Here is an 18,188-nt window from a genome sequence, read left to right on the forward strand (position 1 = left end):
CTGGCCTTTCGGGGCTGGTCGGGGGACGAGGGGTGTCAGCGCTCTTCGCGGAAGTCCACGTGACGGCGTGCGACGGGGTCGTACTTGCGCAGCACCATCCGGTCGGGGTTGTTGCGCCGGTTCTTGCGGGTGACGTAGGTAAAGCCGGTGCCCGCGGTGGAGCGCAGCTTGATGATCGGGCGGAGTTCGTTGCGTGCCATGAGGCTAGTATATGGGAACGATTTCCATTACCAATAGGTAGTGGACGCAGAGAGAGGCAGGTAGCACCATGTCCGCCCACTGCCAACTGACCGGCGCGAAGCCGGGCTTCGGCAACGCGATCTCCCACTCGCACCGGCGCACCTCACGCCGCTTCAACCCGAACATTCAGCGCAAGCGCTACTGGCTCCCCAGTGAGGGGCGCAACGTCCGTCTGACCCTGAGCACCAAGGGGATCAAGACGGTGGACGTGATCGGGATCGAGGCGGCCGTGGCACGGATCCGGGCGCGCGGAGGGCAGGTCTGATGGCGAAGAAGAGCAAGATCGCGCAGAACGAGAAGCGCAAGGCGATCGTCGAACGGCACGCCGCACGGCGGGCCGAGCTCAAAGAGATCATCCGCCGCCCCTCGACAACCCAGGAGGAGCGGGGCGCCGCACTGGCGGAACTGCGCCGCCAGCCGCGCGACGCCAGCGCCACCCGCGTCCGCAACCGCGACAGCGTGGACGGCCGCCCCCGCGGCTACCTGCGTAAGTTCGGCCTCTCCCGGGTCAGCACCCGACAGCAGGCGCACGCCGGCTTCCTGCCCGGGGTGACCAAGTCCTCCTGGTGAGCGGGCTCCGCTGACGTCAGAGGCGTGACCGCACCCCACTGCCGCGTATCACGGCCGGCGTTGACACCGCCGCCAGCGCGGCCCATCGAGACCGACGGGCCGCGCTGGGTGCTGTTGCGGCACCTCCACGGACCGCGGCCGGCGGGCATCCGCATGCCGCATGCCCGCCGGCGAGGGAACGACATATGGCAAACCGGGCCCTGACTTGCGGTCTCGCACGTCGCGAAGGCATGCACTTCGCCGGATCACGACGGCGGTGTCATGGTCGAGCCCGAACGTCATGGTCGAGCCCGAGAAGCGTGCGAACAGCCTCGCCAACCGGGGCACTTCTGGGAGGCGCTCCGCCCAGCCGAGCAGGCGGACCCCCTGAGTGCGGCGGCTGTTCCTTCTCGGTCGACATCCCGTTCGGGCGCGGCTGGCAGTCGGCACAGACGCCGCTGAGTTCGAGGGTGTGCTCCACGGCGGCGAATCCGGTGTCGGTGGTGATGCGATCGGCCCACTTCTCGACGACCGCAGAGTCGATCGGGCGGCTGCGGCCGCAGGTGCGGCAGATCAGGTAGTGCTGGTGGCCGTCGCCCCGGCGCGGCCTGTAGAGCCGTTCACCGGAGTCGTCGCGCACCACGTCTACGCCTCCGACGCTTTCCAGGGTGCGGAGCGCCCGATAGACGGTGGTCAGTCCGATCCGCGTGCCGTTCGCCGCCAAAAGGGCATGCAACACCTGAGCCGACACGAAGTCCTGACATTCCGCCAGTCCATCGAGGACCGCCGCCCGCTGCCGGGTGGTCCGACCAGTCACGGCAGGTCACCTCCATAGACATCGCCGAGCGGCACAACCACATGCTAGATGAAAATGATATCCATGTCCATGTTATTCTGCCCTTCTGCAACGCGGCGCACGGACTCGACGTCCTGCCGATTCCCGCTCACAAGCCAAGGCTCAGCGCCACGCAGGTGCCGCTTCCTCGGCAGCCTCTGGGGCCGAAAAGCGCGTCGGCCGCACCATACGAACGGGCACGATTCTCATGAGGGGGTCTTCAATGCGGCATACCGGGCACACCCCGGCGGACGGCGGACAGCCCCGTCCGTACACACTCGCCAGCTGCGGGACCTGCGGTGAGCAAGCCGGCCAAGCCGTCATCGGCACGCTACGACAGGCCGTACGGGACAGTCCCCACGCCGTCATGGTGGCTACGCAGTGCCTCGGGCACCTGCTCGACTGTTCCGCCGGCCGCGGCGCCCACCTCGTCGTCCAGCCGTGTACGGAGGACCGGCGCCCCAGCGCACCGGCCATGCCCCTGGGACCGGTGGCGAGCGCGGAGGACGCCAGGACGGTTCGGGCATGGCTCATGGCAGGTATGCCGGACGTGGCGAGCCTCCCCGCTTCGCTTCTCGCCGCGCGCCCCGGGTGCGCTCCGGGCACCTGATGCAAGCCAGCGGGCGCAAGGGCCTGTTGAGCATGGTGGCCGGCAACACACCCCAGATCCGCGGCAACATCGTCACGCAGCTCAAGCGCACCCGTACGGACTCGGTGGTCCTCTCCGTTTCGATCCACGAGAGCCCATCCGGCCGCTACCCAGTGGTCCAGCGACTGGCGAGAACTACCGACGGGCGGGCGGAGGCGCCGGCCTTGCTCGGCACGACCGGGGATCCTGTGGTCATCCTGCGGCAGGACCTGATCGCGCTCCGGCGCACGCACAAGGCCACCCACGTCGTCCTGGCCCTGACCGAGCACATTGACATCCTGCCATTTCTCCTTCAACTGTGGCGGTCCAGAATCGGGGCCGACAGCTTGCAGGACCACTACGATGCCGCCCCCGTCGTCGTCGGCGTCGACCGGAGCGCGTTCCTGGCCGACATCACCTGCGTCCACCGGGCAATCCAGGTCTGGGGCGCGGACGAGGATGGTGAACGGCTCACCCGGGCCGAGGTTGCCGCCCGCCAAGTGGAGGCCGCCGACGCACTCGTTCTCACAGACCCCTCGCCGGAGAACAGGAAACAGGGGAAGGCCGCCGCCGCATTTCTTCGCTACCTCAACGCCCGCGCCGGCATGACCACCCTCGGACAGATCGCCACCGCACATCCGGTTTCCACCCGTGCCCTTACCCGCCCTCGGGCACCCGCGCAGGTACGGGCGGAATGGGAAGGCCGACTGGACCCGGTGGCCTCACCGTACGCTCACCCCGAAACCGGCCAGACCGTCTCCAGTGTCGTCTGGCGCTCCCGCCGACCTCTGCACCCGCAGCGGCTCGCCGACTCCTTGAGCGATGCCCTGCTGGGCGTGCTGCGCAGCCGCGGGCACCTCTGGCTCGCCAGCAGACCGGACGCACTCATAACGTGGCGCTCGGCCGGCGGCCACTTGGAAATCCGCGAGATGGACCGCTGGCTGGAGGCTCCCACGTCCCCGGCCTGGGAAGCCGCCTCCCCGCAACGCCGCACCCTCGCCTGCTGGTTCTGGGACGACTACTACGGCGAGCGCCGCAACGAGATCACGTTCACGGGCTTGGGCCTGGACAGCACTCGGATCACCAGCGCACTGGACGGCGCCCTGCTTAACGACGCCGAGCTGTCACTCGGCAGCGAGGGCTGGAGCCACCTGAAAGACCCACTGCTCGGTGACACCGAACGACACTGAAGCGCGCCCTGGCAGCCAGACAGCATCACGTGGACCTGTTCCGGGACGTACTGACAGGGTGCAGCCGGGTCCTGCGCACAGGCCGAGCAGTGGTGGCGCATCTACGCGCGGCGGCGCTGGAGTATCCCGGCTTCACCCCCGCGGCCGGATCCTCAACGACTGGTCGGCGCCCCGTGGACCATGCGCCTGATGCTCGCCGCAGCGGGGGGATAACTGTTGCACGGGCTGTTACGGTCCATCGCCGTATCTCTACTCAGTCGCCTCTTACGTGCCAGGCATGCACGCACTGCTGCGTCTACGGCACTCGAACTGGCGATTCCCGCGCCCAAGGCGATGACAGCTGATGTCGCGGCGGCTGCCCCACAACTGAGCCGTTTAATCTTCGAGTTCGTGCCGGACGCGGCGCGAGGGGGTGAAGGTGTAGAGGTCGAGGATGTCGGGTGGGTCGACCAGGCCGGGGCCGCCGTCGTTGATCCAGGCGGTGATGTCGGCTGCGGCGCCGGGGTCGTTGACCTGGCCGAGCCATACGGGTCGTCCTCCGGCCTTGCGGCCTTCGGCGGAGGGCTGGACGACGATGACGTTGGCGCGCTCGCACGCGTCGAGGCAGTCGGTGCGCCGCACCATCGCCACCCCGGCCAGCGAGGTGCGCAGGTCGGCGAGCTGGGCTTCGTGGTCCAGACGGGGCACCTTCGCTGCCGTGCCGCAGCAACAGCCGCGGCAGACGGTGACCGTGGGCCGGACCTCTCCCGCCCTGGAAGCATTCTGGGCGGTCTTCTTGCCGCGGCGGCTCATCGTGCGTTCCGGGCGGCTGTGGCGGCGCGGTTCCAGGCGGTGTCGCGCAGCAGGCGCAGGCCGTTGAGGCCGACGATGACGGTCGATCCCTCGTGCCCCAGGACACCGAGTGGCAGTGGCAGGTGGCCGGCCAGGTCCCAGATGACGAGGCCGGAGATGAAGACGGCGGCGATGATGAGGTTCTGCACCACGAGACGCCGGGCGGCCCGGGAGAGACTGATGAGGGTGGGGACGGTGGCGAGTTCGTCGCGGACGATGACCGCGTCGGCGGTCTCCAGGGCGAGGTCGGATCCGGCGCGGCCCATGGCGATGCCAGTGTGTGCCGCGGCCAGGGCGGGGGCGTCGTTGACGCCGTCGCCGATGACCAGCACCTTGCGGCCGGCTTTCTCCTGTTCCTGGACGGCGGCGACCTTCTCCTGCGGCAGCAGTCCGGCGCGGACGTCGCTGATGCCGACCTCGTCGGCCAGGCGTACGGCAGCGCGCGGGTTGTCGCCGGTCAGCATCATCGGCACGCTGCCGGTCAGCGTGGCCAGGGCGGCGACGGTGGTGGCGGCGTCGGGGCGCAGGCGGTCGGCAATGCCCAGGACGCCGACCGCCAGGCTGTCGCGCTGGACGAGAACCGCGGTGCGCCCGCCGTCCTCCAGTTCGGCTGCCACCACGGCGGCGCGGGCCGAGTCCGCGTCATCGCTGTCACCGAGGAGGCGGGCCGGGGCACCGACCGCGATCGTGTGGCCCTGGATGGTGGCGGTGACTCCGATGCCGGGGGTGGAGGTGAAGTCCCGCGTGCTGGGGATGGTCAGGCCGCGGGTGCGGGCGGCATCGACCACGGCGCGGGCCAGTGGGTGCTCGCTGGGGTGCTCGGCCGCAGCCGCCAGGACCAGCAAGGTCTCCTCGTCCAGGCCGGAGCCGGCCAGCGGGCGGATGTCGGTGACGCGGGGGGTGCCCTCAGTGAGTGTGCCGGTCTTGTCCAGGGCGACCGCGTCGATCTGCCCCAACCGCTCCATGACGACGGCGGACTTCACCAGCACGCCATGGCGTCCGGCGTTGGCGATGGCGGACAGCAGCGGCGGCATCGTGGCGAGGACCACCGCGCAGGGCGAGGCGACGATCATGAACGTCATCGCCCGCAGCAGCGAGTCCGTGAGTTCGGCACCGAAGCCCAGCGGAATCAGGAAGACGGCCAGGGTCGCGACGACCATTCCCACGCTGTAGCGCTGCTCGACCTTCTCGATGAACAGCTGGGTCGGCGCCTTCGTCTCGGAGGCTTCCTCGACCATCGCGACGATTCGGGCGATCACGGACTCGGAGGCGTCGCGTTCGACCTTCACCCGCAGCGCGCCGGTGCCGTTCAGGGTGCCGGCGAAGACCTCGTCGCCGCTCTCCTTCGTCACCGGCAGCGGCTCACCGGTGATGGTGGCCTGGTCGACCTCGCTTGCCCCGTCCCGCACCCGGCCGTCCGCGCCGATGCGTTCGCCCGGGCGCACCAGGATCGTGTCGCCGACCGCGAGTTCGGCGGTGGCGACGGTCTCCTCGCGCCCCTCGCCGGACAGCCGGGTGGCTGTGGTGGGGGCGAGGTCGAGCAGGCCGCGGACCGCGTCCTGGGTGCGCGCGGTGGCCAGCGCTTCCAGGGCGCCGGAGGTGGCGAAGATGACGATCAGCAGCGCGCCGTCCATCACCTGTCCGATCGAGGCCGCGCCGATCGCGGCGACGATCATCAGCAGGTCGACGTCCAGGGTCTTCTCCCGCAGCGCCGCAAGACCCGCCCAGGCCGGCTCCCAGCCACCGGTGACGTACACCGCCGCGTACAGCGGCCCCCACGTCCACGCGGGGGCGCCGGTCAGCTGGAGGGGCAGCGCGATAAGGAACAGCACCAGCGCGGCCGAGGCCCAGCGGGCCTCGGCCAGCGCGAGCACGCGCGTCCGGCGGCGCGGCACCGCCGACGGAGCAGCCGGAGCTGTCCGCTCGGGACGCTGAGTGAGTGCAGAAGGCATGACGAAGAAGCCCTTCACGGGTGCAGTGGTGGCGAGCACCCTCACCGTACAGGAATACCTGAACAGGTCTTCAAGTGTGATGAGTAGGATGGGCGGCATGGGTCATGGAGCCGATGCCAGGAACACCGCCACTACCCGCGAGCGCCTGGACGCCGTGGGGACCGCAGACGTCGCCGCCACCCTCCAGGCCCTGGCGACCCCCTCCCGGCTGCGCATCCTGGCCCGCCTCCAGGAGGGGCCGTGCGCGGTCGGCGACCTCGCCGAGGCGGTGGGCATGGAAGCCTCCGCCTGCTCCCACCAACTGCGCCTGCTGCGCAACCTGGGCCTGGTCACCGGTGAGCGCAACGGCCGCTCCATCGTCTACGCCCTGTACGACCACCACGTCGCCGAACTCCTCGACCAGGCCCTCTTCCACGTCGAGCACCTTCGTCTCGGCCTGCGGGACACTCTCGCCGACGAGACGGTGAACGCCGCACTCTGACCCGCCCGCGTCGCGATAGGTGCGACCGGGCAGCATGCCCTCGATCGCGTACTCCTCGCCGCCCTGCGGGGCAACTGCTCGAACGGCGCCCTGTGGCTGGCGGCCACCCCTCGGCGAAGGGCAGGCCAGGACAGCTCTGCCACCCCGTGGGCAGGGGACGCGTACGAAGTGCCAGGCCGACTGCCCACATCGACCTCATATATTCAGCTGCGGCCGTGAACTGACGCCATGTCAAGAGAAGGGTGCCTCCCACCTGCGATGATCTGGACTGCTTAGATCAAAACCGTCGCAGAGAAGAGGCACCCAACAGGTGCAGGCTACCGAATGGGATCACCGGCTCGTCGTGCGGGCCGACGACAAGAATCTGATCGGTCACGCGGGCGTGGTGCTGCTGCGGAGGGTCGCCGACCGCGTCGGCCTGACCCTCGCGCTGAGCGCGGCGCTGCCGAAGGGCAGCGGGCCGAGCTGGCGGGACCGTGGTGTGGCGCTGGTCCAGCTGGCCTGCGCGATCGTGCTCGGCGCGACGAACATCCTGGAAGCCGAGCAACTCCAGGGCCACTGGCGGCGCCTGTTCCCCCCGGTCTCGGACAGCACCCTGCGCCGCACCCTTCAGGCCATCGACGCCCCGGTCGTGGCCCGGATTGAGCGTGCCCGCGCTGTCATACGCCGCGCGGTGTGGACGCTGCTCGCCCTACGGCCCGGCGGCTTCCCCTGGATCTCGGTATGCGGCCGGGAGCTGACCGGCTGGTACGTCCTGGACCTCGACGCGACCATCGTCACCTGCACCAGCCGCAAGGAAGGCGCGGCGGGCACCTTCAAGGGCACCTTCGGCCACATGCCCCTGGGCGCCTGGATCGCCAACACCCGCGAGTGCGTTGCCATGCTGCTGCGGCCCGGCAACGCGCCGCCCAACGACGTCGCCGACCACAAGGCGGTCCTGGCCGCCGCGTTGCGGCAGCTCCCGCTGCCGCTGTGGTCGAAGCTGCTGGTACGGATCGACGGCGCGGCCTTCAGCCACGACGTCCTCGACCACCTCCAGCAGCTGACCACCAGCCGGCGCCGGGTGCGCTGGGTGACCGGCTGGGCCATCAACACCGCAGACGAGGATGCGATCGCGCTGCTGCCCGGAAGCGTGTGGACGGCCGCACTGCGGCAGGACGGCGAGGTCCACGAAATCAAAGGACCCGACGGCCAGTGGCTGACCTACCAGGTCGCCGAGCTGACCGGCCTGCGTGACCTGACCGGCTGGCCCGAGGGAATGCGGCTGATCGTGCGCCGGGTCAAGCCCTCGCGGCGCGATGCGAAGAAACTGACCGCCTTCGAGAAACGCACCGGCTGGCGCTACCAGATCGTGGCCACGAACATCCCCTCCCACCACGGGCTTTCCGGGGTCCCCGCCTCCGGCCAGGTCTGGTTCGTCGACGCCCTCTACCGTGACCACGCCGAGGTCGAGGACCGCGTCAAAGCGATCAAGAGGGTCGGGCTCGGGCTGCTGCCCTCGAAGTCCTGGCAGCTCAACGCGGCCTGGATACTTGCCGCCACCCTCGCCACCGACCTCGACGCCTGGACCCGTCTCCTCCTCCTGCACGACGAGCCCGACCTGGCCGCTGCGGAGCCGGAGACGATCCGGATGAAGCTGTATCACCTGCCCGCCCGGCTCACCGCCCACGCCCGCAGGCGCACCCTGCACCTCGACCGCACCTGGCCCTGGGCCGAAGCGTTCACCACCGCCTGGCAGCGGGCCATCCAGCTTCCGGCCCTCACCTGAAGGCCGGCCACCACCCCGACGACACCGGACAGGAGAGCACCGCACCACCCTCGGGCCCGTGGAACCCGACGCCCCGCAGCGTCACGCGACGGCCAGTCCCGACACGGCACGGGACATATCGGGCAGCCAGCCGCTCACAGCGACGACGTCACTCCTTGGAAGAATCGAGGTCGACGCCGCCTCGGCCCGCAACGGGCGGCGCCCTCCCCGGCCAGGGCTTCGGCACCATCCTGCGCACTGCCTCCGCCGGGCTTGTCCTGGGCACCGTCCTGGCGCCGGCGGCTCTACCCCGGCAGAACCTCGAAGAATCAAACCGTTGGCGAATTCAAGGCCGCTCGCTGCGGGAAGTTCCCGTCTGATCCGAGCAAAGTTCGAACCGCCCCAGCGTGTGGCCCGCACATCTCTGAATGAATGGGCCGGCCGAGGCAGGGTGGCCAGGAACTCATCAACCTTGAATTCGGTGCCGTCATCAGGGGCTGAGGGGACAGCTGATGGGGCCGGGACAAACTTGTCCCGGCCCCATCAGTCACTTGTACTTTCGCACTGAACTCACTCACGTCGGCGACGTGGGGGAATTCATAGACTGAACCTGAATGTTTGGTGCAGAGCTCCCACCTGCGAAAACGCGGTTTTTGGGGTGCCCATCCCAGCACCATCCCAGCACGGTAGCCACGTCCCAGCACCATCCCAGCACGGCGGCGCGTCACCCGCACCTACGCGGCGGGTTCGAACGCCGTCTGCATGATGGCACGGCACCGGTCCCACGCCTCCGGCACCAGGTGCCCGTAGATGTCGACCGTGGTTGTGATGGATTTGTGCCCGAGCCAACGGGAGACCTCGTGGATAGGTATGCCCGCGGCGAGCGCGGTTGAAGCGAAGAAGTGCCTCAGCGAGTGCGGGTGGTACTTGGGCTTCCCCTCCACATCGACAAGGCCGGCAGCGACGCACGCCTTCCTGAAGTGATACGAGTAGGTGTTCGCCGTGGGCATGGTGCCCTTGCCCCGCTCACGGGGAGCGAAGAAGACGTCGACCTGACGCGCCTTCCCTGCCTTGTCGCGGAACGTGATCGGGATCGGGGCCCACAGCTTCTCGTGCCCGTCGATCTCCGTGCAGATGAAGGGCGCGACCGGCACGTCTCGGTACTCGCCCTCCTCGCGGTGCTTGAGCGGGACGAGCCGTGTCCGGCAATCGTCACGGTGCGCCTTCGCGCTGATCTGCCAGCGGATCCGGATCATGTCGTTGCGCAGGCATCCGACGTGGAAGGCCAGGGCCTCGCTGACTCGCATGCCGACCCCGGCCTGGAGCCAGACAGTGAGCTTGTACTGGGGCGACATGTGCTGGTGCAGCAACCGCACCTCGTCGAGGGACGGGATTTCGTCCTCGTCGACGGCGCGCGACCCAGGGGCGTTCTTGACGTCCTTGGTCGGATCTTCCTGGATCCGCTTTTCTTCCTTCGCGGACCAGAAGATGTGCTTCACCATCTTCATGCGGTCGTACACCGTGCTCGCGGCCAGCTCTTTGCTGATGGCCGCCTTGAAGTGCTCGATGTCCCGCTTGGTCACCCCGGCGAGGGTCTTCCGACCTAGCCGGGGGACGAGATGGTTGTCGATGAAGCCCTTGTAATTGTTATAGGTTCCGTCGCCGATTATTCGACGTTCGAGCCAGTCTTCGACATAGACGCGGACGGTGATCTTGCCAGCATCGGGGTCAATGTAGACCATCATCCCCTTGTCGGTCTCGACCTTGGCAGCAAAGGCATCCGCGCCGTCCGGACCGGTCTTCTTCGCGAACGTTTTTTCGCGCTGCCGCGCCGTTCGACCGCCAGGCTCCCGATAGCGGACCGTCCAAGAATGCCCGCAGCGCGGCTTGTCGCACGGGTATGTGGTGACCTTGGGATCGGACTTGCATCGCTGATATACGGTTGCCAACTGACACCCTTCATGTGCGAGGAATGGCCGAGCGGCCGTTATCCGTAGTTGTCTTCGAGATAGGCGATGATGTCGCGCTCGCGGAATCGCAGAAGGCGTCCAACTTTCTGCGCCTTAAGTCCCCACGCCCGATATTTGTTCTTAACGGTGATCTCGCTCACCTGCAGCCAAGAAGCCACTTCTCCCGGAGTGAGGAGCCTGTTGCTCCCGCCGGCGCTCACGACGCCACCTGCATGACAGCAGAAGAGGCTTGCCGTTCAGCGCCGCCGTGGAGGCAGCTATCTGAGCGAAAATGGGCAGCGGGTATCACGGATCGGCGCACGTTTGGGTTCCTTGCTGGGGCGCGTGGTCGATTGGGCAATGCCGACAGCACTACCCATGCCATGAGGGGCTTGGAGCAGAAGCCGACAGCTATGCGGCGGGAGGGCCGGTACTACCTCTCTATTTGCTGGGCCCTGTCTGTTAGCCCGCTCCGACTCCACCGCCAAGCACAGTCGGGTGCGAACTCCCTCAATGGTCTGCACGATCCCCGGTTTCGGTAACCGGGGATCGTGGGCTACATTCCGCCCCGCAACCGCGGACTACGAGGTAAGCCGGTAGGACCTGAGCGCGGGGTGTACGTCGCCTTCGACCAGGAGCACGAGCCCGTCTTCGGTGAGTCGGCTGAGGTTGCGAGCCACGACGCGTTCGGGGGCGCCGACGGCTCGGGCGATGCCACGGGCCTCAGCACCCGGGTGGGCCGCGATGTGCGCGAGCACCACCAGGTCCTGGCGATGTCCGCGCTGCACAAGGTCCTCGCCGAAAAGGCCGGCGGCACAGACGCAGAGGCACAGGGCCGTGGAGAGGGCTGCGTAGTCAGCTTTCGTCTGGGCGGTCCATGCGTTCATGGCGCCGAGCGCCAGGAGGATCGGAGCGGCGACGCGGGCCGATCGAAGTGCGACTTTCGGCAGGTGGGCCTCCTTGGTAGGGACCATGGCGCGTGAGACGGGAGGCGGGGGCCAGCGCCGGACGTTGGCCCCGCTCCGCTTGGAGCATCTCTGACCTGGTGTTTTCCGGGGAGGTTGTACGTTGACATGGTCTTCGGCAAAGGTTCCAGTCCCACGGGGCCCTTTCTCGTCTGCCGTGGGCGAATCCGTTTTCGGGCCTGCCGTGGTGAGGGCCCCGCTTACCTCGGCGTGAGGAAAGGGCTGGCGCCTTCGGCGCAGCACATCCGCGCTACGTCATCGACCAGCGCCTGGTCATCACCGACGGGCGCCTAACCCTCACGTTCGCCGCAGGTCTGCGTTCCGGTCCGAACACAGCCACTGTGACCTGCGCGTGGGACCCGGTCTCGTCGTACGCGGCATGTCCCGAGGGTGGCTGCGTGTACGTCGCCGCCCGGTTCAGTGTGCAGCTCTGGCGAGCAGGCCCGGGGCAATCCGTGCACACCGCGCGGCGTACTCGTCAAGGTGACGGGTACGGAACTGCTCGGCATCCCAGTCCGCTTCGAGGACCTCGCCGTCCGGCCAGACGTAGGCGAGTCCTCGCCCTCCGGAGGTCAGCGTCACCTCGCGCAGGTCGTAACGGTCATCCTCGAAGGCGTCGAGAATCATCCATTCTCTCCGGCTGAGGTCGGTGAACAGTACGCCGGGCGCCGCAGAGCCGGGCGCCGCTACGAGCCCTGGGTAGACACGCCCCTCCAGCGACGCCGCGCGCCAGCCGGGCGCGCTGACCGACACCTGCTGCGGTATCCGACCGATCAGCGCTTCGAGGACGGCATCGAACTGGAGCGTCCCGTATGCGAACAGGATCGCGGCATCCGGCGCGAGTCGGTCACGGCGACCGGAAGTCGCCGTGACCGGGGTGGGCTGGGCGGTTGCTTGGTACATGATCATTCCGGTCGTCACGAGCTGGGCAGGTACATGGCGTTGTAGGTCGGCGACTCTGGGGCGTGCTTGATCTCCCCCATCACCGTGTACCCCCATCGCAGATAGGCATCGTGCGCCGGCTGATTGTCGATGATGCAAGTCAGGGTGGTGGCACTCTCCGCGCGTCCCGAGATCACGGTGTCATGGATCTTTCTGCCGAGACCCTGGCCCTGGTACTCGGGGAGGACCATCAGCTCTCGGAGCCAGAAGACCTGCCGGGCATCCGCGAGGGTCTGGAGCTGCGCCGGCCTCCGGTCGCCGAGGGAGATCCACCACGGCTTGTCGGCGGGCAGCGTAGCGCCGTGCACGTATCCGATGATCTGCCCGTCCCGGCGCGCGGTCACCGTCTCGAAGCCCTCGCTGCCGAAGGCAGCCCCCAGCCGCTCCCGGAAGGAGTCGACGGAGAAGAACGGGTCGCCGATATACGGGGGCGTGTCGTACACCCGGGCGTACACCTCGACCAGCTCGTCGATGATGGCCTTGACCGACGCCCCGTCGTACCGCTGGTACTCCGCATCCACTGGTTGCATCTCTCCTTTGCCGAATCACGCGACGACTGCGCGAATCTCTTCAAGCAGGTCCCCTACCCCGCGGGCGCGGTGATGAGGGGCCAGTCCATCGTGGACGATTTTCAGTTGCTGGACTGCCCGAGCGGAAGACATGCCCGCCGTCCGGATCAGCCCGATGGCATTCCTCGCGGCATCGACGCTGTGGTCGATGTCTCCGGCGCCGATGGCCGCGGTCGCAAGCCGGCCGAGGCACATCCCTCTGTTCCGCGAGTGAGCCACGTCCTGCAGCTTCTCCGACTGCGCCAGGAGCTTCTGGGCGCGAGCAGTCTGGCCGAGGTCAAGTCGGCACATCCCCTCCAAGCACACCAATTCGGCCTGGTTGAGGAACGTCGTCCAATCAGGGTCGCGGTCGTCCGTCCCGCGGTCCCATTCCTTCCAGGCCCGCTTGATCGCGGACTCGCAGTTGAAGGCGTCGCCGACCCGGGCGTGCCCCTGAGCTTCACGGATGGCCAAGAGTGCCGTGACACGCGTCGGCGCGCTCCACATACCCGCGTGTGTCTGTGCCAGTCGGGCGAAGCGGATCGCTTCTCGCCCCTTGTTCAGGTCCACGGCCTGGCGGGCCATGTTGCTCAGCGTGCGGCTGGAGAGCACATCGTCGCCTGTCAACATCGCGGCGTTCAGGGCCTCGGAGAAGTACTGCCGAGCCTGGGCATGGAGCCCGGCGTCGTAAGAGAACCAGCCCAGGCTGGTAGTGAACTTGCCTGCGAGTGCGTGCAGTTGCTGGCCAAGCTGCTCGTCGTAGATACCGCGGTCGATCATGTGGTGCACCCACAGCAGGTGGGCACGCGTCGGCCGCCAGAGTCGGTTGCCGCCGAACTGCTGGTCCTGCGCGTCCATGTCGTCCGCAGCCTCGCGGAGAAGATCGACCTCATCCTCGGCGATCTTCCAGTCCGTGGAGCTGGCCACATCTGTCGTCGTCTGAGCCAGCCACGGCGGCGGGTCCTGGTCGCCTCCGGCGAAAAGCGGAATCGCGGCGGCCGACTGCTCGATGAGCGGGACCTGCGTCACGACAGGCACAGCAGAAGTGTCAGGAGACTCCTCTCCAGCACCCGGGCGGAGTCCAAGCTCCTCAACTGGCCGCCGGAAGTACAACTCAAGGACCACCCGTGTATCGGGGTGCGGGTATGGGCGCCGCTTCGTCTCGCTTTCCCACTTCGACATCTGGCGGACGGTGAAGGTCGGGCACTTCGAGACCCGCCTTTCGCCAGCAAGCCGTTCAGCTAGGGAGTTGAGTTCATCAACCGCCTTCGCCTGGGTCCGGTTGCGGCTCTCGCGAAGCGCTCTCATCGGGCTGCGGCTCACCGGATACCCCCTTTACCGACTGGTGTCGGCTCACCGTAGCGGTCATCTCGCGGGCTGTGTGAGGCGTCGTCAGTGAAAGCGCTGGTGGGGAGGAAATGGGAGCGGAAAGGGCGGGTGAAGGGCGGGTAGGGGGCGATCAAGGTTCCGGCGAAAGGACCTGTTCACTGCCCCGCCTCCTCCGATGCACTAGGTGACGCGGGACGCACTGTGCGTGCTCAAGGATCGATTGTCGACCTGGGAGGGACTCATGGAGACCTGCACCGTGACTGGCGAGCCCGAGCGCCTGTCCGCGTGGTTCGCCGCAGCCACTGCCTCGCCGGCCGAATCCGTGAGCGCCTGGCGCCGTACGCCCGACTTCCCCCGGCGGCTGCCGACCGGCATCACCTTTGATGTCGTGCTGGCACCCCGCAACGTAGTTGAACTGGCGTACGCCATCCTGCGCCGCTACGAACAGACCGTAGGGCCGGCCGTCCGTTTCACGAACCTGACCACGGCGGCCATCCTCGTGCCGCCCGGCACCGCAGCCCGCTGGGGCAATCTGGTCGTCGGGGCATCCTGGCTCGACCGGAGTGCCGTTCCGACGTGCCTCGGAATCGGCCACGCGGTTCGTATCCCCGGGCTCGCGCCATCAGCGCAGGGTGTACCGGTGGAATGGCTGGAGGCACCCAGTGCCGAGTCGACCGTGGGCGATACCCCCCTGCTCACCGCACCGGTGCAGCTGGTCCGCTGCCTTGCCGAAGCACGTTCCCTCCTCGCCCCCGAAGACGAGCAGAGCCCGCTCTCCAGAGCGGTATCCGCGGTCCGGGCGGTCCTCCGAGCCCCCCAGAGGACGTGATGACAACGACTACCGAACGACCGCGCCCTGGCCCCAATCGCGATGGTGACTTCATGCGTTCCACGTTCGGCATCGGGCAGCGACCGCCGGGTGAGCTTCCGCCGCCCGAGGACGGCGAAAAGGTGGGCGTCATGCGGCGCCGAGCCCGACAGCGCCTGAGTGCCCGCGGGTTGGCTTACGTCGCCGACGAGGCGGTCCTGATCGTCTCCGAGCTGGTCACCAACGCCATCGTGCACAGCGGCGGCCGGGAGGTCACTTTGATTCTCTCGCTCCGTGCAGGCTTCCTGCGCATCGACGTACACGACGGTGTACCTAGCTGCCACACCCGTCCCAAGGCCCCCCGTGACGCCGACGAGAACGGCCGCGGCCTTGTTCTCGTCCAGTCGCTCGCCGAAGAGGGGCGAGGTACCTGGGGTGTTGAGGATGGCGGCGCCACCACATGGTGCGAGCTCAAATTGGCGGCAAGCTGATGTCCGGCAAACGCACCACGAGGAGCGCAGCCTCGCCCGGCCCCGGCGGCGCGCTGACGATTGGCGCCACGGCTCACGACCGCCACCGTCGGATCAACTGGTCCGCCACAGTGGCCGAATTAGGCGGGCGTGGCGCAGCGGAACCCGGTGTCGTTGTCCTTCATCGACGCAGCGGCAGCGTTCAGCAGGGAAGGCGCTGCCCGTTCGATCGGGGACGTGAACGCGGAGCCCTTCAACTGGCGCCGTCCGTTGCCGGGCTCCTCTTCGGTGCCGCACCACTCCCAGACGTTGCCGCACATGTCGAAGATGCCGAACGGGCTGGCGCCGGACTGGTAGCGGGAGACGGGGGTGGTCGCGTCGATTCCGGCCTCGGCCGTGTTCGCCTTCGCGGCTGTCGGCTCGTTGCCCCAGGGGTAGATGCGCCCGCGCGGTCCGCGAGCGGCCTTTTCCCACTGCCGCGAGGAAGGCAGGGACTTGCCGGCCCATCGGGCGTACGCAGTCGCGTCGTGCCAAGTCACCCACACCACAGGGTGAGTGGCCAGCGTGACGGGGCAGTGGCCGTCGGGCCAGTGCTGGGGTGGTCGGTGCCTGGTGGCCAGCACGAACTTCGCGTAGTCCTCGTTGGTCGTCGGGTAGACGTCCATGAGGAACGGCTCCAGCCAAACCGAGCGGTTGTCTGGGCCGGAGAGGAAAATGCCCTCTTCGACGAGGGCCATGACCTTCCCATCGACCGGGTGCCGACGAGTGCTCGGGTCCCTACGCAGCAGTTCCTCGGCGCGCTCGTCGTGCTCAACTGCGGCGCGTTCGGTCATGAGTGCGGCGAATCGCTGCTGAACGTCGGGCGGGGCCTGGGCGAGCAGCGTGTCCAGGGCCGACTGGTTATCGAGTTCGAGTTCGATGGTCTCCCCCCGGCGTTTCCATCGGGGGATCTGGCGGGGGTTCACACCGACCAGATCGGCGAAGTCCTTCTGCCTCTTGCGCATGGCGATGCGCAGCAACTCGGCCTCTCGGCCGGTCCACCTGGTTACCCCCGCCATGGTCTTGCCCTACAGGGTCTCGCCGGGGATCGACAGGTACGTCTCCTGGAGTTGCCTCAAGACGGGGTGATCTACAGGGAAGTCGGTGTCGTCGATCGCGGCCAGAGGGCGGACGCCGATCGAGGTGTTCGTGGCGAAGGCCGCGGCCATGCCCTTCGCCTGGGCCAGGGTGACAGTTGTAGTGCGGTGGTCGGCTTGCTGCTGGAGCAGGGCCATGGTGACGCCGGGCAGTACGGGAGCGTCGGGCCACACGACGGTGCCCTCCTGGTCGACGAAGGCCACGTTCCAGGTGCCGCCTTCGGAGACGAAGCCGTCGCGGCCGACGAACAGGGCATCGTCGAAGTCCGCTCGCTGAGCCGCGCCCCGGGTGTGCAGGGCTCCAAAGAGGCCGGTGTGCTTCACCTGGGGCAGGTCACGCTCGTACACCTGGCTCTGGGCGCGCAGCGGGGCTGGAGGCAGGGAGCCGGCGCCGCGTACGGACACGAGAACGTGCGGCTCGTTGGCGTCGGCCGGGTGGCCCATCTCGACCTTCGGGTCGTAGATCGTCACGCGCACGACGCACGGAAGGGCCTGACCCCCCAGGGCCTGGCGGACGTACTCGCGGACACGGTCGGTGTTCAGGGCCGCGTGCCACACGATCTTGCAGTCCCGCGTGAGGCGTTCAAGGTGCAGCGTCAGACCGCGGATGCTGCCGTCGGAGTCGACACGCATGGACGTGAAGTGCCCGACGTTCGTGAGCGCCAGAGGGAGCAGGTCGTCTACGGATACGGGCTTTCCATTGAGAGTCACCATGGCGCCCAGCATGTCAGGACCGTCCGCGCCGGCGGCACCCCAATTCAGGTTACTGACGGGTCAACGTCATCTGAAAGTCATTCCCAAGCCTTTACGGCGGGGTGTTCGCTGGTCACCAGGCAATCACGTCGAGTGATCGGCGCCGCTGCCGCGCTCTCCTGCGCTGCCCACCTGGAAGGACCCCGATGACCCCTGTTCCAGGCGTCGCGCCAGTCGCGGCCGAGCCCAGCTGGTCTGATGTGAAGAGGAGTTGTGTCATGCGTCAGCCGCTGACTTCCCGTCGGGATGCAGGCCCGCGCGTTGCCCCGAGCAGGCAGCGCGGTATCGGCGCCGCACCCGGCCCGCAGCGCGATCGGGCGGTGGCCGCGGCGGAGACGGTGGCGCTCGTGCTGGACGAGGATTCGCCGCTGCCGGAGAGCGCCGGCGACGTGGAGGAACTTGCGCGGCGCCTTCGCGGTCACATCGGACAGCTCGGGGCCGTCGTACCGCCTGCGGCCTCGGCGCTGCGCTGCGCGCAGCAGCTCGCTTCAGCAGGCGTGCCCGACGGTTACATGCCGAGCAGGGTGCATCTGGTCAAGCTGGCCGAGGCCACTCAGGCACTCGTCGCGGCCGTACAAGCGCACGGCGTTGTCCCCGCGAAGCCCACGCGGAGACGGCGTTGGTGGAGGCCGCAGCTTAATGTGCTGCGCGGCTCGGTCTTCGCTGTCGCCTTCGTCCTCTTGGCTCTGGCCGCGTCGGTGCCCCGGGCATGACCGCCACCGGGGCAATTCTGATCGCGGTAGTTCTCGGCCCGATGGCCTGGCTGATTTTCCGCGGTGGCCGAGGACCCGGCCGCACCGTTCCCCAGGACGAGAACTCCGCACAGGGGCAGAAC

General features: G+C 68.2%; 21 protein-coding genes. 9 read left to right on the forward strand and 12 right to left on the reverse strand.

Annotation, left to right across the window (positions count from 1 at the left end):
* Positions 1-35: 35 nt before the first annotated feature.
* Positions 36-200, reverse strand: coding sequence for a 50S ribosomal protein L33 (gene rpmG, locus ACGFU7_RS19465; RefSeq protein WP_383254956.1), 165 nt, complete (start codon positions 198-200; stop codon positions 36-38).
* Between the two features lie 68 nt (positions 201-268).
* Here rpmG and rpmB point away from each other — a divergent pair, with 68 nt between their 5' ends.
* Together rpmB and rpsN are read left to right on the forward strand one after the other, a co-directional pair.
* Positions 269-505, forward strand: a complete 237-nt coding sequence (gene rpmB / locus ACGFU7_RS19470) for a 50S ribosomal protein L28 (protein WP_215040312.1) — start codon at positions 269-271, stop codon at positions 503-505.
* Positions 505-810, forward strand: a complete 306-nt coding sequence (rpsN, locus tag ACGFU7_RS19475; RefSeq protein ID WP_393697253.1) for a 30S ribosomal protein S14 — start codon at positions 505-507, stop codon at positions 808-810. Before rpmB ends, rpsN begins: the two co-directional genes overlap by 1 nt.
* 259 nt (positions 811-1,069) lie before the next feature.
* Here the strand turns inward: rpsN and ACGFU7_RS19480 are convergent, their stop codons facing one another.
* Positions 1,070-1,606, reverse strand: coding sequence for a Fur family transcriptional regulator (locus ACGFU7_RS19480; RefSeq protein ID WP_393697254.1), 537 nt, complete (start codon positions 1,604-1,606; stop codon positions 1,070-1,072).
* 241 nt (positions 1,607-1,847) lie between these two features.
* On the opposite strand from ACGFU7_RS19480, the gene ACGFU7_RS19485 reads away from it, so the two are divergent.
* Both ACGFU7_RS19485 and ACGFU7_RS19490 read left to right on the forward strand, forming a co-directional pair.
* Positions 1,848-2,234 carry a hypothetical protein gene (locus ACGFU7_RS19485; protein WP_393697255.1) on the forward strand — a complete coding sequence of 129 codons (387 nt, stop codon included), beginning with the start codon at positions 1,848-1,850 and terminating at the stop codon, positions 2,232-2,234.
* Positions 2,235-2,266: 32 nt separating this feature from the next.
* A complete protein-coding gene (locus ACGFU7_RS19490) occupies positions 2,267-3,442 on the forward strand; it encodes a GTP-binding protein (RefSeq protein ID WP_393697256.1) in 1,176 nt (391 codons plus the stop codon).
* Between the two features lie 375 nt (positions 3,443-3,817).
* On the opposite strand, the gene ACGFU7_RS19495 is transcribed toward ACGFU7_RS19490, so the two are convergent.
* Positions 3,818-4,234: a (2Fe-2S) ferredoxin domain-containing protein gene (locus ACGFU7_RS19495; RefSeq protein ID WP_393697257.1), complete on the reverse strand. Its 417-nt coding sequence runs from the start codon at positions 4,232-4,234 to the stop codon at positions 3,818-3,820.
* On the reverse strand, positions 4,231-6,225 hold the full coding sequence (locus tag ACGFU7_RS19500; RefSeq protein WP_393697286.1) for a heavy metal translocating P-type ATPase: 1,995 nt from the start codon (positions 6,223-6,225) through the stop codon (positions 4,231-4,233). The genes ACGFU7_RS19495 and ACGFU7_RS19500 overlap by 4 nt, the downstream gene beginning before the upstream one ends.
* Before the next feature lie 97 nt (positions 6,226-6,322).
* On the opposite strand from ACGFU7_RS19500, the gene ACGFU7_RS19505 reads away from it, so the two are divergent.
* Positions 6,323-6,706 carry an ArsR/SmtB family transcription factor gene (locus ACGFU7_RS19505; RefSeq protein WP_393697258.1) on the forward strand — a complete coding sequence of 128 codons (384 nt, stop codon included), beginning with the start codon at positions 6,323-6,325 and terminating at the stop codon, positions 6,704-6,706.
* 310 nt (positions 6,707-7,016) lie between these two features.
* Positions 7,017-8,474, forward strand: coding sequence for an IS1380 family transposase (locus tag ACGFU7_RS19510; RefSeq protein ID WP_393697259.1), 1,458 nt, complete (start codon positions 7,017-7,019; stop codon positions 8,472-8,474).
* Positions 8,475-9,187: 713 nt separating this feature from the next.
* Here ACGFU7_RS19510 and ACGFU7_RS19515 read toward each other — a convergent pair.
* The 6 genes from ACGFU7_RS19515 to ACGFU7_RS19540 all read right to left on the reverse strand — a co-directional run bounded on the left by ACGFU7_RS19515 (position 9,188) and on the right by ACGFU7_RS19540 (position 13,895).
* Positions 9,188-10,402 carry a site-specific integrase gene (locus ACGFU7_RS19515; protein ID WP_097921494.1) on the reverse strand — a complete coding sequence of 405 codons (1,215 nt, stop codon included), beginning with the start codon at positions 10,400-10,402 and terminating at the stop codon, positions 9,188-9,190.
* 38 nt (positions 10,403-10,440) lie between these two features.
* The gene (locus tag ACGFU7_RS19520; protein ID WP_097921493.1) at positions 10,441-10,623 is read right to left on the reverse strand and encodes a helix-turn-helix domain-containing protein; all 183 of its coding nucleotides are present in this window, start codon (positions 10,621-10,623) and stop codon (positions 10,441-10,443) included.
* A gap of 360 nt (positions 10,624-10,983) precedes the next feature.
* Complete coding sequence (locus ACGFU7_RS19525) at positions 10,984-11,376, reverse strand: winged helix-turn-helix domain-containing protein (RefSeq protein WP_393697260.1); 393 nt, start codon at positions 11,374-11,376, stop codon at positions 10,984-10,986.
* A 408-nt stretch (positions 11,377-11,784) separates the two neighbouring features.
* Entirely contained in the window at positions 11,785-12,270 is a 486-nt protein-coding gene (locus ACGFU7_RS19530) for a gamma-glutamylcyclotransferase family protein (RefSeq protein WP_393697261.1), read from the reverse strand.
* Positions 12,271-12,284: 14 nt separating this feature from the next.
* Positions 12,285-12,839, reverse strand: a complete 555-nt coding sequence (locus ACGFU7_RS19535) for a GNAT family N-acetyltransferase (RefSeq protein ID WP_267079502.1) — start codon at positions 12,837-12,839, stop codon at positions 12,285-12,287.
* Between the two features lie 15 nt (positions 12,840-12,854).
* Complete coding sequence (locus ACGFU7_RS19540) at positions 12,855-13,895, reverse strand: hypothetical protein (RefSeq protein ID WP_393697262.1); 1,041 nt, start codon at positions 13,893-13,895, stop codon at positions 12,855-12,857.
* A gap of 547 nt (positions 13,896-14,442) precedes the next feature.
* Between ACGFU7_RS19540 and ACGFU7_RS19545 the strand changes: the two genes are divergently transcribed.
* Together ACGFU7_RS19545 and ACGFU7_RS19550 are read left to right on the forward strand one after the other, a co-directional pair.
* Positions 14,443-15,015: a hypothetical protein gene (locus ACGFU7_RS19545; RefSeq protein ID WP_393697263.1), complete on the forward strand. Its 573-nt coding sequence runs from the start codon at positions 14,443-14,445 to the stop codon at positions 15,013-15,015.
* 53 nt (positions 15,016-15,068) lie between these two features.
* Entirely contained in the window at positions 15,069-15,485 is a 417-nt protein-coding gene (locus ACGFU7_RS19550; RefSeq protein WP_393697264.1) for an ATP-binding protein, read from the forward strand.
* 119 nt (positions 15,486-15,604) lie between these two features.
* Here ACGFU7_RS19550 and ACGFU7_RS19555 read toward each other — a convergent pair whose 3' ends face one another.
* On the reverse strand, positions 15,605-16,522 hold the full coding sequence (locus ACGFU7_RS19555) for an SUMF1/EgtB/PvdO family nonheme iron enzyme (RefSeq protein ID WP_097921488.1): 918 nt from the start codon (positions 16,520-16,522) through the stop codon (positions 15,605-15,607).
* Positions 16,523-16,531: 9 nt separating this feature from the next.
* On the reverse strand, positions 16,532-17,314 hold the full coding sequence (locus ACGFU7_RS19560; protein ID WP_179888478.1) for an aminotransferase class IV family protein: 783 nt from the start codon (positions 17,312-17,314) through the stop codon (positions 16,532-16,534).
* Positions 17,315-17,571: 257 nt separating this feature from the next.
* Between ACGFU7_RS19560 and ACGFU7_RS19565 the strand changes: the two genes are divergently transcribed.
* Positions 17,572-18,066, forward strand: coding sequence for a DUF6415 family natural product biosynthesis protein (locus ACGFU7_RS19565; RefSeq protein WP_393697265.1), 495 nt, complete (start codon positions 17,572-17,574; stop codon positions 18,064-18,066).
* Positions 18,067-18,188: the final 122 nt, after the last annotated feature.

Source organism: Streptomyces sp. NPDC048473, from assembly GCF_043200155.1.
Lineage (GTDB): Bacteria > Actinomycetota > Actinomycetes > Streptomycetales > Streptomycetaceae > Streptomyces.